Source organism: Porticoccus sp., from assembly GCA_023261185.1.
Taxonomy (GTDB): Bacteria; Pseudomonadota; Gammaproteobacteria; order Pseudomonadales; family Porticoccaceae; genus Porticoccus; species Porticoccus litoralis.
Genome location: JALRJN010000050.1, coordinates 1 through 16233, shown reverse-complemented (window position 1 = coordinate 16233; position 16233 = coordinate 1). Strand labels below are relative to the sequence as shown.

Here is a 16233-nt window from a genome sequence, read left to right as displayed (position 1 = left end):
ACGAACTGTTTCAGGCCATTGCCGACCTGAGTGGACCCGGTACTACCTTCAGCACCTTTACCGCTGCCGGCATCGTGCGCCGCGGTTTGCAGGCCGTCGGTTTCGAGGTACAGAAAGTGCAGGGCTTTGGCCACAAACGGGACATGCTCTGTGGGCAAATGGAAGTACCCATCACTGAACCAACAACTGAGAAAGACTGGATACCGGCGACCTACAATGCCAAATACCAGCCGCCCTGGTATCTGGCACCCCAAATCAACCGCCCGCAATCCGCCCTGGTGCTGGGCGGCGGTATTGCTGGCTGTGTATCAGCAAGAGCTTTGGCAGAACGGGGTATCCCTGTCACCCTGATCGAACAACACAAAGAATTAGCTCAGGAAGGCTCCGGTAATCCCCAAGGTATCATTTACCCCAAGCTGTCCAACAAGCACTCCCCCCTGGCGCAGTTCGGCCTGATGGCCCTGCTCCATGCCAGCCGCTATCACCAACAATTTCTGAACAATGGCGGCAGCCGTTGCGGGGTGCTGGTGCTGCCGGAATCAGACCGGGACCGGCAAACATTTCAGGAAATTGCCACGCAGTTCCCCCCGCAACTGGTCCAGCTGGTCAAGGGGACAGCCCTGAGCGATGTAGCAGGAATAGCCCTCAGCGCCGAAGTGGGGCTGTTTTTCCCGCAACTGGGCTGGATCAACCCACCCGAAGCCTGTGAGTTACTGGCACAGCACCCGCTGATTGAAAGGCGCACCGCGCACATTGAACGTCTTATCTGTGAAGATGGATGCTGGCGGGCACTGGATAATGCTGATAACCCGGTGGCAGAGGCGCCGGTGACAATTATCGCCACGGCATACCACAGCAACCTCTTCGAGCAGACCAGCCACCTACCGTTAAAACAGATTCGCGGCCAGATCAGCTGTCTACCCGCCACGACGGATAGCAACAACCTGAAAACCGTCATCTGTGGCGAGGGCTATTTGGCTCCCGCCAATAACGGCATCCATACTCTGGGCGCTACCTACAATATCGGCGAGACCAGCCGTGACGTCCGCACAGAGGACCACCAAACGAATTTGCAGCAACTGGCAAAAACCGATGCCACGGCGGCGGCGCTGTTTGCCTCCGCACACCCCGAACAACTTGCCGGCCGCGCCGCCTTCCGCTGCACCACACCGGATTACCTGCCCATTGCGGGGCCAGCGCCAAAATTTGAGGAATACCTGGAAAGCTACTCACTATTGCGCAAAAACGCGCGCTCCCACATTCCCGTTGCCGGCCCGGCCTGGCCGGGGCTATACCTGAATTGTGGCCACGGCTCCCGAGGCATGAGCTATGCCCCGTTGTGCGCGGAATTGATTGCCAGTGAGATTTGCGGGGAGGTACCCCCCCTGTCACTGCCGCTGCGTCAGGCAGTGCATCCGGGACGGTTTATTATTCGGGATATGAAACGCGGTAAGTGCTAAAAGGTTACTCTTCGTAATCCGCCAGCTTTTTCTTTGCTTCCCGGTTATTTTTTTCGAGCATTTCAGCCGAGCCGGAACCGCAAGAGATGATGGTGCGCATGGCCTCTTCCACTGTCACATGTGGCAACAACTGCACACAGTTTTCGGGCAGATGATAGGTCAGGCCGGACGTCGGGATCGGCGCGGTGGGCACAAACACTGTAAAAGCGCCATCGGGGTGACGACTGGTGACAATAGCGGTTACGGTGGTTGGGGAATCCGGCCCGAAGATTCTAGCCAGTGCCGCCTGCCCCTTGAGCAGGCTGTCCTCGCTGCTACCACCCAGCAACTGGGAAACAATTTCACGAATAGTGCGATAACCCGGCGCCAGTTTTGCCAGCCAGCCATCCAGATGGCCGTGCATCCAGCCACCGAGACGGGTTTTGATCAGCAACCCCACCACGAAACATGCGCCCAGGATAATTCCCAGCACTGACAGGAAAGCCACAAACTCGTTCAGCGCCGTTTCCTGCTGCAATAGGTCCGTGAGCGGGCTAATAAGGTCGGAAATGACCCCAAACAGCCATACAAAGATCATCGCCAGCAGCGCGATGGGCAGCACCACCATCAACCCACCCAGAATTGTCAGGGTAAGAAATGATCGGACACGTTGCATGGTCTATCCTCAAAATAGGTATCGGCGGTGCCACAGACAAACGCCTGAATTGATGCCTATCAAATCAGAATTGCCGTAACACTTCTAGGCTGCTGTGCCAGCAACGAATATCGTCACTGAAACTGTGCACTCTGTGTGACTAAGTGCATGAACTGGACACACAACCTCCGGTGGAGTCGTACCGATTAACCGCTACTCCACCGAAGGTCTATCCAGAATTACACCTCGGCACTGGCCAGCCAGGTATCGTGTTTATTGCACACGCTGAGGACGTAAATCTTACCGCTGTAATCAGCCAACTCGTACTCGGAGAAAGGGGTACTATCCTTGGAAGGATCAAACATCTTTTCCGCGATAAACTGGTAGTCCGCATCCAACACCATATGCTTGACGATATAGTGCTCGTAACCCCTCATTTCGTGGGGCGTAGTCACCTTCACGGTTTTTCCGGAGACCTCAACCACTGGCATATGACCGCCGACTTTTTGGCTCCAGCGGCCGGGTGCATCCTTGGTGTAATACACACCACCAGCCATACCGGATTTTGTCGAAGCGAGGACACTCTTGGGGACAAGCATGCTCCCTGTGAGACCTAACGCCGACACTCTAATGAAATCCCTTCTGTTCATTTCACACCTCTAACTATTGGTTGAACGCGACACTTCTAAGCCTGGCAGCGCCGCAAAGCCAGATACTGCAACTGTTCATTCCTGCAGATAATATTCCAAATATGGAATCGACAATATTATGCGCACTCACACCTCATTCTGTTGCCAGAATCATGACGAACAAATGACCATATTAGTGTCTAAGCCAATCAGTAAACACTAAATTCCAGAATAAAAAAATCCTTCAAATTGACCGTTGTCAATGCCGCCAGGCGACAACCCAACTAGACTGACCCCTGTTATAAGGAGGATCACACTATGAAAGCAAACGTCGGCACCGTGGATCGCACGATCCGCATTGTGGTGGGACTGGTACTGATTGCCCTGGTATTTGTCGGCCCACAAACCCCCTGGGGGTGGATTGGCATTGTGCCCCTGGCTACCGGGCTGATCAGCAATTGTCCGCTGTACAGCATTCTGGGGCTGAGCACCTGCCCCATGAAGAAAAAGTAGGTGCGTATACAGGTAAAAACAGGCGCAGAAAATATCTGCGCCTGTTACTGGTTATTGGCTGCTTTTAAATACCACCAAAAAATTACAGGAAACGCACTTGAGTTTTTAGTGCACTCAAGCTCACTGTTTTTTCACTGGAAGACACATCACTGTCGTCCAAACTGACCATTTCTCCGGTTTTTTCCAGAATCACCTGCTCAATTTTTTCATTGGTAATTTCACCGTCAATGGAGACAACATTGAGATCGTCACCATGGAGGGAGGCAGATCCGCCAGGGAGATAAATACTGCCATTATTAAAATCAACAGCAAATGCAATCACCCCAGGAATAATAAAGAACAGCAACCCAATAGCGTCCAGCACAACCACACCCGAATCAAGCCGGCCGGCACTTTGGCCCTTTCTTTCGGGATAAAGAATGGTTCCGCACGCAGTCAGTTGCGCAGTGAGACCGACAACCAGGAATACCGAAATAAATTTTTTAACCAGCGCATTCATGACAAATTCTCCATGTATTTATAGCCTGATTTTCCGCCGTCCATACGGGAAATAGCAGAGACTATTTTTGTATTTCACAATCCCCAGCCTAGGGGAATTCTGCAGCGATCACAATTTTAAAGATTTTTAACCGGAAACAGTTCAAGCTATCTAGAACAGGATTTACCAGCAGATCATATTTATTATCAATAAATGAAAATGGAGATGAAGATGCAATTACCAAAACCGCTCGTATCAACTGATTGGCTCGAAGATCACCTAGAAGAATCAAGTTTGAGAATTTATGACGTAACACTCTATGTTGAATACAAAGGTGATTCAGGCAACAGTTTTGGTGGTTATAACCTGGACTCTGCAACGGCTCACAACGAGTGGGCAGAAGAGCATATTCCCGGCTCTCATTTCATCGACATCAATACCAGGCTTTTTGATTCGAAACAAAGCATCCCGTTTATGATGCCTACTCCAGAATCTCTTGCCAGTGCTGTGAAAGAGCTGGGAATAGCCGACGGCACTGCCGTCATTCTTTTCAGCAAGGGCAGCCAGATGTGGGCCACCAGGGTATGGTGGATGCTTCGCTCTATCGGTTTTGAAAATGTTGCCGTTTTGGATGGAGGCTGGGAGAAGTGGAAATACGAAAAACGTCCTACCAATAGTGAAACTTCCAGTTATCCTGTGGGATATTTATCCATCTCACCACGCCCTGAAATGTGGGTGAATAAACAAGATATGCTGAAGGCAATAGAGTCGGGAAATCCAACCATGGTGAACGCCTTACCTCATGAGGTATATACCGGAGAATTAAACCGTTATGGAAGGCCCGGCCACCTACCTGGAAGCTACAGCGTACCCTACGATGCAGTCATCAACGCCAGTACCGGAGAATTTCGCAAGCCAGAGGAATTACGACCGCTGTTTGCACAGAGTGGGGTTTTGGAGAAGGATAAGGTCATCGCCTACTGTGGTGGGGGTATATCTGCAACCATTGACTGCATGGCCATGGCGTTGTGCGGCCAGGATAATGTTGCAGTTTACGATGGTTCAATGAATGAATGGGTGCTTGATGAAAAGCTGCCATTAAAACTTGGCATTGAACCCTAGAAGTATCATCCTCTCGCAATTTTTCTGCTTACCGAAGTGCCCGGAGGGATGAAGAATTCCTGACAAACCTTAGTGATTTGTCAGGAATTTCAGGAGAATCAGGAAAATTAATTCCCTAGTCTCCCGAAGCTTTTAACCAATGGTGGAAAGCTGTCTCAAATTTCAGATACCCGGGGAAGGATACGGGGTCGCCAAATGGAAGAATTTGTGTTGCCCAGAATCCCCCAAAACCATTTTTTCGATCAATCCAATAAAACAGATTCGCCAACCCGGCCCAGCCCAAAGAACCCGCTGGTCGACCAGAGGGAGCCACCTCATCATTGACCATAAAATTAAAAGACCAGGATTTCGGTTGTCCGGGAAAAAACTCAGCGTCGTTGCTCAATGTCGAGTCTGAACTTATCAACGGCGTGATCTTCATATCGCCCAACTGATTTTGGGCTGCCATTGCCACAGTGTCGGCCTTGAGAACACGTCCATTCTCACCCATGCCATCATTCAGCCACATCCGGATAAAACGCATATAATCGCCCACCGTACCGTAGAGACCATGCCCCCCCATGTGTACTTCCGGCTGATCCGGCAGTTCGAAATCTATCGGGGTAAGTGACCCATCAGCCTCGCGCACATGCATGACAGCGAGCTTCTGACGCAGGCTATCGTTAAGTTCAAAGGTCATACTCTGGATGCCAAGAGGCTCAAAAAGGCGCGTCCTGAACACATCACCCAAGCGCTTCCCCGTGATACCTTCAATCACCTGGCCACACCAGTCCAGATTGATTCCGTAGTTCCACTCCTCGCCGGGGTCAAACAATAATGGCGCCATCAGTGAGGCTTTTGTCCCACTGATCACACTCTGTTGACCGTTCTCAGCAACGAGCCTGCTATAAACTTTACTAAAGAATTCGTAACCGAATCCGGCTTGGTGGAGCAGCAACATGCGCGTGGTGATCTTACGTTTTGGCGGGCGATAGACAGGGTCACCCTTCACATCAAACCCTTCTATAACGGCCAATTTCCCAATATCTGGAACGTATTGCTCGGCAGGAGCATCCAGGTCGAGCAGGCCTTCCTCTAACAATTGCAAGGCTGCTGTGGCTGTAAAAGCCTTTGTCGTCGAAAAATGACCAAAAACTGTATCGAGAGTCATGTCCGCATCACCATCCATGCTGCGTTTTCCTGCTGCTCCTTCATATATATTTCGCTGCCTGTCGGTGACCATGGCAACAACCCCGGGCACCCTCAACGGGAACTCAGTAGCGCCTTTTAGAATGTCATCGGCATTGAATTGGTCATTCATTCCCTTTCTCCTTACAAGCAGGCTTTAGTCGTTTTATCTGCATTATTTTTGGCGCTGGACTCTCAAGCCAGACAAAACCATGAAATTACTGTTTGGGCTGGATATAGCACCCTACCCAACTGTATGGGTTTCCCACGAAACAGCTTGTCTTCAACGCTTTGTAAACCCCGGGTATCCCGCTTCTGCAACTTCGCTACATTTCTTGCGGTAGGTGCCAACACCCCCGGTATAGGACAAAACACGCCTTGGCTTGCCGGGCACATTCGCGCCCAGATACCAGGACTCGGTTTTGGAAATAAGGTTGGCATTAGCCGTTTCGTCATGATGTTCAACCCAGGCAGACTCTGTATTTTCATCGGGCTCTATATAGGACAGGCCGTTATCCTCCAGATAGTGGATACAATCGGCAATCCATTCGGTTTGCTGCTGCAGACATGTCGTCATGTTACAGAGGGCCGCTGAAGGCGCGAGGGGCACAGCGGTGGTGAACAGGTTAGGGTAACCGTGGATCATTAGTCCCATTGTTGTGCGGATATCACGACTCCAGTCATCAGTAAGGCTACGGCCTTCTCGACCCCGAATATCCATTCTGGTAAGTGCTCCCGAACCGGCATCAAACCCTGTGGCCATAACAATGATATCCAGCTCGTGAACGGTACCGTCTGCCAGCTTTATTCCCTCTGGCACCACCTCGACGATGGGGTTGTCCTTGACGCTCACGGCCTCGACATTCGGACGGTGATAAGTTTCCAGATAATTGGTTTCCAGGGGGACACGGCGGATTCCAAAGCCATAGTCGCTAGGCACCAACATCTCGATCAGTTTTGGATCTTTGAGACGCTCGCGCATTTTCCCACGAATAAATTCCGACACTTCCTCGCTGACATCCTTATCGAAATACATCTCGGCAAAGGAGCCAAGCCACATTTTTAGCGACCCGTCCTGGTAGATATCTTCGAGTAATTGGGCACGCTGTTCTGGCGTGCAATCATGCCACCTGAAGGGCAAATCGTAATCTACTCCGGCGAATGTATGGGGTATTACTTTTTGAATTTCATCAAAGCGGGATTTATAGGCAGCGACATCTTCTTCATCATATTTAGGGTTCTTCATGGGAAGAATATATTGAGGCGTCCTGACAAAAACCTTGAGCTTTTCCACCTTGTCAGCGATGGTCTGGATCACCTGAATTCCCGTGGCGCCGATACCAATAACGCCCACTCGCTTGCCTTCCAATTCAACACCGTCCTGAGGCCAGCGGGCTGTATGAAAAATATTTCCCTTGAAGGTTTCCTGGCCATGGAAGACATCTGTCATGGGCGCTGACAACATGCCACAACAGGTAATCAGATAGAGGGTATCGAAAATTTCTCCCTCGGTAGTGACGACTATCCAGCGCTTTGTCAGCTCATCAAAGAATGCTCTCTCTACTGTGGTTTTGAACTGCATGTCCTTTCGGAGATCAAGCTTGTCCACCACATAATGCGTCCATTTTTCGATTTCCTCCTGACCTGGAAAACGCTCGCTCCAGCTCCAGTCTTTGTACAACTCTTCAGAAAAAATATACTGGTATAGCGGGCCATCTGAATCCAATCTAGCCCCCGGATACCGGTTCCAGTACCAGGTCCCGCCCACGTCTGGGGCGGAGTCAACGCACATGACGTCAAGATCCAATTCACGGAGTTGGTAAAGCTGGTAAATTCCAGCAATCCCGGCACCGATAACCAGTGCATCGAGCCTTGTATATTTACTGTCGACTGCTGCTTTACAGTCTTCTGCTGTGTCAAGCATAAAGCACCCCCCAAAACTTGGTATGTCGTATATTTCTGGATATCTCTTAACCGACCAGGTCGTTACCCGTTATGTCGAACTATGACATCCAGTGTCTGTTGGTGGAGAATGACAACTACAGGCTATGTTGTATTGAATGAATCGAGCTATTACTTGAACAGTATTGGCATGATTAACGGTGAACGCCCGTCGCCCGAACCCCAGAACAGCTTGACCTCTACCACCAACCTGTAGTAATAAAAGGTACATAAAGGTTAGCTTCGACACCCCACGCAATGGGGCCAGGGAGGGGACAAGCTAGAAACCACGATAACTATTTGAATAATAATGAATATATCCGGACAGTCTCATAAACTCATAACACCTGAAGAACTCCCAAGGTGGGTTCCTGGAAAAGTACTATCAAAAGGTAGTGGTCCGGGATGGAGTGATATTGAACAAATCACCTATGAGTTCCATGGTCAAAGTGTTCCCATCCCGGGAATGGACAGGTTTCTGTTAGTCCAATACCTTCAGGGCGATACGCCTATGGAGCGGAAGTTTGGGAATCGTTTGACTCGCACCCACTGCGCACCTGGCGACTTCACACTGCAAACCTTTGGCGAAGACAGCCATTGGAACTGGCAAGAAGATATCGTCGTATCGCATATCTACCTGAAAGACGAAATGATGCGCAAGCTCGCTTCTGAAATGGAAGGTCGTGAAGTTGGAGAGATAGCCCTGCACGACGTGTTGCGGGGCCAGGATGATGTGGTCAGCCATTTAGCCAATCAAATTACCCTGGAAGCAGCTGAAGGAGGCCAGGGATCCTCTATTTATGTAGAAGCCCTATCAATACAGCTGGGTGTTCATCTACTGCGAAACTACGCCACCTGTAACTTTAAACAACGCAATTGCCCGGGGATGCTCACACGAGCTGATATAAAATTGCTCCGTGAGTTCGTAGAAGCAAATTTGGGTGAAGCCCTCACACTGGAACAGCTTGCAGGTCTGTTTAGCATGGGTGTATGGACCTTTAATCGTTATTTAAAACGTACACTTGATCAATCAGCCTACGCATTTGTTCAGGACTGCCGACTTCAGAGAGCAAGCCAGCTGATTCGTGGCAGCGATACTCCGCTAAAGCAGATAGCGACCGAATGCGGTTTTTCCGACCAACCACATCTGACCCGCGCATTCCGTACCAGATTCGGAGTGACACCAGCGAGTTATCGTCGCCAGTCACTCTGACCGGCTTGACGTATAAGAACCATAAAAAAACACCATGGAGTCCTTATTATTTACCGATTCACTCTATGGGCTCTCTTAGCTATTGCCATAGATCAATTCACCAATAATTTTTTTACCAATTTTCTTTTTCAGTTCGACCAGCCCCACTTCATCCGTAGCGCCCTTCAGAAAATAGATTTCGTAAACTTCCTGAGCCTTGTAAGCAGCGCGCAACTCCGGGTGCTTGGCGAGAGCGGCATTCTTCTCGTCGTTTAAAAAGCTCTCCAGCAGCTCGTTATATTTTTTATCTCTGGCTTCGGCAGAATCTTCCGCCGGCTGTTCCGGTGTGGGTGGAACCATTGTTTAAACCTTCTCAACTATCAGCGCCCTGGCCATGCCCCATGATGCGGGCATCAGGCTTCAGCCAGTCACGCCACCTTTCAGGGAAGCCACCAGAATACAACATTTACGATGTGGGGAAAAAATACTCTGAAGACATCGCGTGCACTCATGACCCTGTACTAATAGGCGCGTCTGATCCAGGTCAATAAGGTCGCTCTTGGGGAGGCGCACTATGGAAAGAGAGAACCATCAACCAGGAGTAAATGAATGATCAATTACGTAAAAGGCGACATCCTTCTGAGCAAAGCACAACTGATTGCCCACAGCGTGGCACCCAATGACAACTTCGGCCAGGGGCTGGCGCTTTCGCTTAGAGAACATTGGCCAGCCATGTACAAGGACTTCCGCCATTTCTGCCAAGTAAGCCACCCGAAATCAGGGCAAGTCTGGGTATGGGCCGGGGCCGGAGGTACACGTATTGCGGCACTGTTGACCCAGGAAGCTGCCTACGGCCATGGGGAAAAACCGGGCAAATCCAGCCTGCCCCATGTCAATCACAGCCTGCGCGCACTGCGCCAGGAAATCGAAAAAGAGCGTGTGACCAGCGTCGCCCTACCCAAACTGGCCACCGGTGTCGGTGGACTCAACTGGGATGACGTCAAACCCCTGATTGAGAATCACTTGGGCGACTGTGGTGCCAAGATTGAGGTTTATGAGACTTATGTGGCTGGGGAGACGGTCTGACAGGTAATTATTAACGTTCGGGTAAATGGCGCGATTGCGAGAGTGAGGCTGGGTGCGACAATGGCCGTAGGCAAGCACCTAGTTGAATGAAGCAATCAGCGTCCATGTTTGACCCGCTTGTTATGTGATTTTTATGAATATGCTTCAGGCTCATAAAGCTTGAGGTGCTCGTCTGGGTTTAATAATTCATTTCTTGGAACAGTTTTTAATAATGAATATCTCTCAATCAATGGCTTAAATTTATCGACACCCAATTCACTTAATGAATTGTAAAACAGCAACGCTTGCTCAAAGCTTGAAAGCTGAGCGCGTACTAGATTTGTATATAGCCGCTTGTCTTCAATATCGCTTTGGTCAATAAATTTTATGATGTTGTAAAGGCTTCTAAAATAATGACCAAATTCAGACTCGTGGCCTCTAAAGAAATTCATGTAAGTTTTATTAATGCGTTCTTGTTCGCTATCACCGTCTAAGGATGATGCTTTGCGATTCCATAGTGTGGAGAATCTTTTGTAGAAGATTTGAAAGCAATCTCTACCTTTTGTTACACGATTATTTCCGTCAATTAAGTCAATCGCTCCAGTAATCTCATTTTGGATCTTTAAAAGTGCAAAAAAAGTATTTTCAAAATTTTGCTTTTTAAGTGTTTTGTTTTGCGCCTCTAATTGCTCCTTCTGCCCTGCTAGTTCGTTTCTAGTTAACTCAAGCTCATTACGCTGCAAAAAAAGCTCTTTGCTTTGAAGCATGATTGCATAAATAACACCAACGAAAGCGAAGCCAGAAAATAAGGCATTGAGGCCCCCAAGCATATCTCCGAATGTGCCGCGATCAGGTTCATTATGTAAAAGGAAATATGTAGAAACCCAAGCTCCTATTACAGCTATAACTATTAATATAACAACCTTTTTCATTTAAGTTTTCTTTCAGCTTTCATAAAGTTCTAGTGTGTCTAAATCAAAAACTTTTTCCATAGGTTTCTGGTCTATGAACCAAATACACATAGCACCATTCTCAATTCCACAAGACAAAGAATAATCTCCTAGATCTTGTATCGTCATAATTGGGCCACCACTTTTTATCATTACTGTGTCACCTTTTTTGAAATTTCGCATAAGCATGATCCTTAATTAATCACATAACAGTCTGTTAATGAGGCCTTCGGCCTCATAATCATTATTATCGGGGCGCCCTTATAACAAGTTATCGGGGCAACCCAAAAAAACCTAACTGACTGATTAAAATATAAAAAGTGTTTTCAGCTCTATTGACCAATCAATTATCAGGGCAATTATTTACTGTGTGACCAAAAAAAGAGAGGGATGGTGGACAGGCTTTCTGCTGATTTTTTTCAAGGAGGGAGTCACCATTCCTTTGGTCTGCTCCTGATTAAGCCATAACTTCCACTGCTAAAAAAGTCCCTGATTGAGTGCCATGCAGGAAGTCTGCTCAGTACTCCACAGCCTGTTCTCTATCTGCTTGCGGTTTTTTGCCCCTCGCCAATAACACCCACAATTTCTGGTGAATCACCAGCGCTGCCAGAATCAGCCCCGCCCCCGCCAGCATGGTCAGGGTAACGACTTCATCAACCGCCCAGACGCCGAGCAGCATTGCCAGAATCGGGGTGATTAGCGGTATCAGCGACACGGTTTCCACCGCCATGTGGTTGAGGATGTAGTAATAGGCGGCAAAGCCCACCAGTGAGGCGAACAATGACAGGTACAACAGCGATGCCAACCCTATCGGTGTGTATTGGATAGGGTCGATACCGGTAATCGCCACCCAGGTAATCAGCAACCCCGGCAGGGAAAATGCCATGGACCCCAGGGCCTGCTCCATTGGCGGCACGGTCATGGTTCTGTTGAATTTTTTCACCAGCAGAGAACTGGAGGAAAACACGACATTGGACAACAGCATCAGGCCGATGCCGATAGCGCCGTTTTCGCCCATTCTGGCCCGATCAAAAAAGATAAACACCAGGCCAACCAGAGCCAAGGCGATGGCCAGCAGCTTGCGCGGCTGCAGCGCGCTTTCCCCCAGAATTGGGCGTGTTAACACCGCCGTAAAAAATGGCGTAAGACCGAACATCAGTGAGATCAGGCCGGAGGAGATGTAGTCCGCCGCCATGTACACAAGCGCCATGTTGGGGAAAATACCGAGGGACGCCACGGCATAGAGCTTCCAGTGGCGACGAATATTCAGACCGGCATAGCCGAGGATCGTGCAGATGGCACTGCCCACCAGAACGGCGAGCACAATCCGCAGGCTGAGGCCCGCCATGGGGCTGAAGGATTGCCCGCCCAGTTTGATCGACAGGGGCGTGGTGGCCCAGATCATGATCACCAGCAAATAGGCTAGTTGTACCCGCATGGGTATTCTCCCGAAACCGTGCCGCTATTCCTCAATCTGGAGCCAAAAACGAAAAAGGCCGCAGAGGAGTTATCTGCGGCCTTTGAAAAAATAAAAGTTCTACTAACTCATTTTTCCGCCGCACAGGGACGCATCCAGCGCAGTGCTCGCACTGGCATGGCTACGACTGGTTTGGCGAAAAACAGACACATAATAATATTCGATGGTTGAGTTAATGTCGGGAAACTATACCCGTACAACTCCTGAACGAACAAGCGAAAATGCCAAAAAATAACGTTGGCGCGGTAATAAACCGGACATATTTTCCATCCGGGCGGGCTGGTATGATGGCGACCTGTTTTTTCGACCCGCTGTTATGAACGAATCCACCCCCATTGCCCTGCTCGCCTTTGCCCTGTCCATTACCGGCCCGATTTTCCTGGTAGTGCTGTTGGGGCTGTTCCTGAAGCGCATCGGCCAGGTGCCCCACGAGTTTGTCAAACCCGCCTCCAATCTGGTGTTCAATGTCGGACTACCGGTGGTGTTGTTCCTGAGTATTTACCGGGCGGACCTGAGCAATTTTGATATGGGGCTACCACTGCTGGTGGCGGTGCCGCTCACCCTGTTGCTGTTTGCCCTGTCCTGGCCAGTGGGCAAGTGGCTGACCAGCAACAGTGCGGAACAGGGCATTTTTGTGCAGGGGGCTTTTCGGGGCAATCTGGCAGTTATCGGCCTGGCCTTCTGCAACAACGCATACGGACAGGTGGGACTGGCGACAGCAGCGGTACCCATCGCCCTGTTGACGGTGCTCTACAACGTGCTGGCGGTCGTGGCGCTGAACCCGTTGCAAAGCGGCGATGGCCAATCACCCCTGCGACGCATGATTCGCAATACCCTGCGCAACCCGCTGCTGATCAGCATTGTGCTGGGCTTTATGATGAAGTTCAGCGGCCTGCCGCTGCCTAAATTGCTGGAGGACACCGGCAATTATTTTGCTCAGATGACGTTGCCACTGGCGCTGCTGTGTATCGGCGCCTCCATGAACCTGAGTGCGCTGTCCCACTCCGGGGCCAGTACATTGGGTGCTGCGCTGCTGAAGTTGGTGGCGATGCCGGTGCTGATTGTTAGCACTGCTGCCTGGCTGGGCGTTGAGGGGATGGCGATGGGCATTCTGTTTTTCCTGACCTCATCTCCCACGGCCGTGGCGAGTTTTATTCAGGTGCGGGCCATGGGAGGCAACGGCGAACTGGCCGCTAATATGGTGGTACTGTCCACCCTGCTGGGGATTGTGACCGTCACCGGTGGCCTTCTGACCCTGAAGGTCCTCGGTCTGGTTTAGCCGATATGGGCAACCCGGCTCATGTAGGTGGCGCTAACCGTATCTCTGTTGACCAGGTGGTTCATCAACCAACGCGGGAATTCCGTGAGCAGGTAGTCTTTCAGACGCGCCACATCCCGGTGACTTCGCCAATACCCCAGTTCTTTACCCATGTCTTCAAGCACATGACGGTGCTCGGCCACATGCAATTCGTAAGCGGGAAAGCCGTATTTCTCCATTTCCCGGTCTTCATGTTCAAAATGCACGATGTGGTGATCCAGTAATTTGGCAAATTCCCGCTCTATTTTCTCGGCATGGTCCAGAGGCGAACCCTCACTGAGCAAGACTTCCAGGTGGTTACTGATATCCAGAGCTTCCTGATGGTCACGATTCAGGAAAGAAAGGTCTACTTTGGGAATGTTGTGATGATCGAGCATAGCAAGCACCCTCCAACGTTGGAGTTTCAACCTACACGAAAACGGTGTGTCTCGAGATGATGAAAATCAACTCGGATTGCATTCCCTGTAACATGGCTAACCTTCCAGCCCAAAGGTAGAATAACTTTTTTACCCAAACACCCGATTGAGGTCTTCTATGAGTGCACAGGCACACCCTGCCTTCGAATTTCTGCGCAGCGAGCGTGTGGAGTCACTAAACATTGATGTGGCGGAATACCGCCATCGCAAAACCGGCGCCCAACACATCCATATCAGCACCGACAACCCGGAAAACGTGTTTCTGGTGGCCTTGCGCACGGTGCCCCATGACTCAACCGGTGTCGCCCATATTCTCGAACACACGGCTCTTTGTGGCAGCGAGAAATACCCGGTGCGCGACCCGTTTTTTATGATGATCAGGCGCTCCCTCAACACCTTTATGAACGCCTTTACCAGTTCCGACTGGACCGCCTATCCGTTTGCCAGCCAGAACCGCAAGGATTTCAACAACCTGCTCGATGTTTACCTGGACGCAGTGTTCTTCTCCCGCCTGGATGAGCTGGACTTCTGCCAGGAAGGCCACCGGGTGGAATTTGCCGAGCCGGAAAACCCCGACTCACCACTGGTCTACAAGGGCGTGGTCTACAACGAGATGAAGGGGGCCATGAGTTCGGTCTCTTCCACCCTGTGGCACACCATGTGCGAATACCTGTATCCCACCACCACCTATCACTACAACAGTGGTGGTGATCCTGCCTGTATTCCCGACCTGACCTACGAGCAACTGAAAAGCTTTTATAAAACCCACTACCACCCGTCCAACGCTATTTTCATGACCTTTGGGGATATTCCGGCGGCAGAGTTACAGGAAAGCTTTGAAGACAAGGCGTTGAGCCGGTTCGACAAGCTCGACGTGCATATTGCTGTACCCGATGAACAGCGTTACCGGGAACCGCTCACCGTAGAGCAGCCCTATGCCTTTAACGAGGAAGGCAGCGCCGACGAGAAAACCCATATTGTCATGGGCTGGCTGCTGGGCAAAGCTACCGATCTGGAGGCCAGCATGGAAGCGCACCTGCTGTGCAGTGTGCTACTGGATAACAGCGCTTCCCCTTTGCAGAGGGCGCTGGAAACCACTTCTCTCGGCACCTCCCCCTCCCCTATGTGCGGATTGGATGATTCCCAGCGGGAGCTTTGTTTCCTGTGTGGTATTGAGGGCAGCGAAAGCAATCGTGCCGACGACCTCGAAAAGCTGGTGCTGGATGTTTTACGGGATGTTGCTGAAAACGGTATACCCCAGGAGCAACTGGAAGCCTCCCTGCATCAACTGGAATTGCAGCAGCGGGAAATTGGCGGCGACAGCTACCCCTACGGCCTGCAACTGATCCTCACGTCGCTCACCAGTGCCACCCACCGGGGTGATCCTATCGCCCTGCTGAACCTGGACCCGGTACTGGAGAAACTACGCACCAATATTCAGGACCCGGAATACATCAAACAGCTCACCCGCCGGCTGTTGCTGGACAATTTGCATCGGGTGCGTCTCACCATGTCTCCCGATACTCAACTGTCAGCGCAACGGGAAGCGCTGGAAGCGGAAAAGCTGGCGGCCATCAAGAACAAACTTGATGCAGAGGGTAAACAGGCGATCGTGGCGCGTGCCGAGGCCCTAAAACAGCGGCAAGAGAAAAAGGACGACGAATCCATCTTGCCCAAGGTAGGTCTGGAAGATGTCCCCCCGGAAATGGCCTATGTGTCGGCCACAGATCGACAAACCAGCCCCCTGCCTCTGACCCGCTACAGCGCTGGTACCAATGGGTTGGTGTACCAGCAGGTCATTCTTTCGCTACCGACTTTTAGTAATGAACAGTTGGATTTACTGCCCATTTACTGCCAGAGCCTCACCGAAT

Annotated in this window: 17 protein-coding genes; 7 read left to right on the top strand and 10 right to left on the bottom strand. The window is 50.7% G+C overall.

Features of this window, described 5'->3' with window-relative positions; all coding sequences use genetic code 11:
* Positions 1 to 1460: FAD-dependent 5-carboxymethylaminomethyl-2-thiouridine(34) oxidoreductase MnmC1 (gene mnmC1, locus ACYZYZ_RS04710; protein ID WP_461483443.1), on the top strand; the 1460-nt coding region annotated here is incomplete at its 5' end.
* Between the two features lie 4 nt (positions 1461 to 1464).
* Here mnmC1 and ACYZYZ_RS04705 read toward each other — a convergent pair.
* Together ACYZYZ_RS04705 and ACYZYZ_RS04700 are read right to left on the bottom strand one after the other, a co-directional pair.
* Positions 1465 to 2115, bottom strand: coding sequence for a DUF502 domain-containing protein (locus ACYZYZ_RS04705; RefSeq protein WP_461483442.1), 651 nt, complete (start codon positions 2113 to 2115; stop codon positions 1465 to 1467).
* 218 nt (positions 2116 to 2333) lie between these two features.
* Positions 2334 to 2693, bottom strand: coding sequence for a hypothetical protein (locus ACYZYZ_RS04700; RefSeq protein WP_461483441.1), 360 nt, complete (start codon positions 2691 to 2693; stop codon positions 2334 to 2336).
* Positions 2694 to 3041: 348 nt separating this feature from the next.
* Between ACYZYZ_RS04700 and ACYZYZ_RS04695 the strand changes: the two genes are divergently transcribed.
* Positions 3042 to 3236, top strand: coding sequence for a YgaP family membrane protein (locus tag ACYZYZ_RS04695; protein WP_461483440.1), 195 nt, complete (start codon positions 3042 to 3044; stop codon positions 3234 to 3236).
* A gap of 82 nt (positions 3237 to 3318) precedes the next feature.
* Here the strand turns inward: ACYZYZ_RS04695 and ACYZYZ_RS04690 are convergent, their stop codons facing one another.
* Positions 3319 to 3735, bottom strand: a complete 417-nt coding sequence (locus ACYZYZ_RS04690; RefSeq protein ID WP_461483439.1) for a hypothetical protein — start codon at positions 3733 to 3735, stop codon at positions 3319 to 3321.
* Positions 3736 to 3945: 210 nt separating this feature from the next.
* Here ACYZYZ_RS04690 and ACYZYZ_RS04685 point away from each other — a divergent pair, with 210 nt between their 5' ends.
* Positions 3946 to 4836 (top strand): sulfurtransferase, encoded by an 891-nt coding sequence (locus ACYZYZ_RS04685; protein ID WP_461483438.1) that lies wholly within the window; start codon positions 3946 to 3948, stop codon positions 4834 to 4836.
* A gap of 115 nt (positions 4837 to 4951) precedes the next feature.
* Here ACYZYZ_RS04685 and acmB read toward each other — a convergent pair whose 3' ends face one another.
* Positions 4952 to 6136: a methyl acetate hydrolase AcmB gene (acmB, locus tag ACYZYZ_RS04680; protein WP_461483437.1), complete on the bottom strand. Its 1185-nt coding sequence runs from the start codon at positions 6134 to 6136 to the stop codon at positions 4952 to 4954.
* A 150-nt stretch (positions 6137 to 6286) separates the two neighbouring features.
* Positions 6287 to 7927, bottom strand: a complete 1641-nt coding sequence (locus ACYZYZ_RS04675) for a flavin-containing monooxygenase (RefSeq protein WP_461483436.1) — start codon at positions 7925 to 7927, stop codon at positions 6287 to 6289.
* Between the two features lie 327 nt (positions 7928 to 8254).
* On the opposite strand from ACYZYZ_RS04675, the gene ACYZYZ_RS04670 reads away from it, so the two are divergent.
* Positions 8255 to 9157, top strand: coding sequence for an AraC family transcriptional regulator (locus ACYZYZ_RS04670; RefSeq protein ID WP_461483435.1), 903 nt, complete (start codon positions 8255 to 8257; stop codon positions 9155 to 9157).
* A gap of 75 nt (positions 9158 to 9232) precedes the next feature.
* Here the strand turns inward: ACYZYZ_RS04670 and ACYZYZ_RS04665 are convergent, their stop codons facing one another.
* Complete coding sequence (locus ACYZYZ_RS04665; protein ID WP_461483434.1) at positions 9233 to 9496, bottom strand: hypothetical protein; 264 nt, start codon at positions 9494 to 9496, stop codon at positions 9233 to 9235.
* 249 nt (positions 9497 to 9745) lie between these two features.
* On the opposite strand from ACYZYZ_RS04665, the gene ACYZYZ_RS04660 reads away from it, so the two are divergent.
* The gene (locus ACYZYZ_RS04660) at positions 9746 to 10222 is read left to right on the top strand and encodes a macro domain-containing protein (protein ID WP_461483433.1); all 477 of its coding nucleotides are present in this window, start codon (positions 9746 to 9748) and stop codon (positions 10220 to 10222) included.
* Positions 10223 to 10353: 131 nt separating this feature from the next.
* Here the strand turns inward: ACYZYZ_RS04660 and ACYZYZ_RS04655 are convergent, their stop codons facing one another.
* From ACYZYZ_RS04655 to ACYZYZ_RS04645, 3 genes are all read right to left on the bottom strand, one after another.
* The gene (locus ACYZYZ_RS04655; RefSeq protein ID WP_461483432.1) at positions 10354 to 11133 is read right to left on the bottom strand and encodes a putative phage abortive infection protein; all 780 of its coding nucleotides are present in this window, start codon (positions 11131 to 11133) and stop codon (positions 10354 to 10356) included.
* Positions 11134 to 11145: 12 nt separating this feature from the next.
* Positions 11146 to 11334, bottom strand: coding sequence for a DUF2158 domain-containing protein (locus ACYZYZ_RS04650; protein ID WP_461483431.1), 189 nt, complete (start codon positions 11332 to 11334; stop codon positions 11146 to 11148).
* 334 nt (positions 11335 to 11668) lie between these two features.
* Entirely contained in the window at positions 11669 to 12589 is a 921-nt protein-coding gene (locus ACYZYZ_RS04645) for a DMT family transporter (protein ID WP_461483430.1), read from the bottom strand.
* A gap of 355 nt (positions 12590 to 12944) precedes the next feature.
* On the opposite strand from ACYZYZ_RS04645, the gene ACYZYZ_RS04640 reads away from it, so the two are divergent.
* Entirely contained in the window at positions 12945 to 13907 is a 963-nt protein-coding gene (locus ACYZYZ_RS04640) for an AEC family transporter (RefSeq protein WP_461483429.1), read from the top strand.
* On the opposite strand, the gene ACYZYZ_RS04635 is transcribed toward ACYZYZ_RS04640, so the two are convergent.
* The gene (locus ACYZYZ_RS04635; protein ID WP_461483428.1) at positions 13904 to 14323 is read right to left on the bottom strand and encodes a bacteriohemerythrin; all 420 of its coding nucleotides are present in this window, start codon (positions 14321 to 14323) and stop codon (positions 13904 to 13906) included. The genes ACYZYZ_RS04640 and ACYZYZ_RS04635 overlap by 4 nt on opposite strands.
* A 157-nt stretch (positions 14324 to 14480) precedes the next feature.
* On the opposite strand from ACYZYZ_RS04635, the gene ACYZYZ_RS04630 reads away from it, so the two are divergent.
* Positions 14481 to 16233, top strand: a 1753-nt coding sequence (locus ACYZYZ_RS04630; RefSeq protein WP_461483427.1) for an insulinase family protein, incomplete at its 3' end; no start/stop codon positions are given.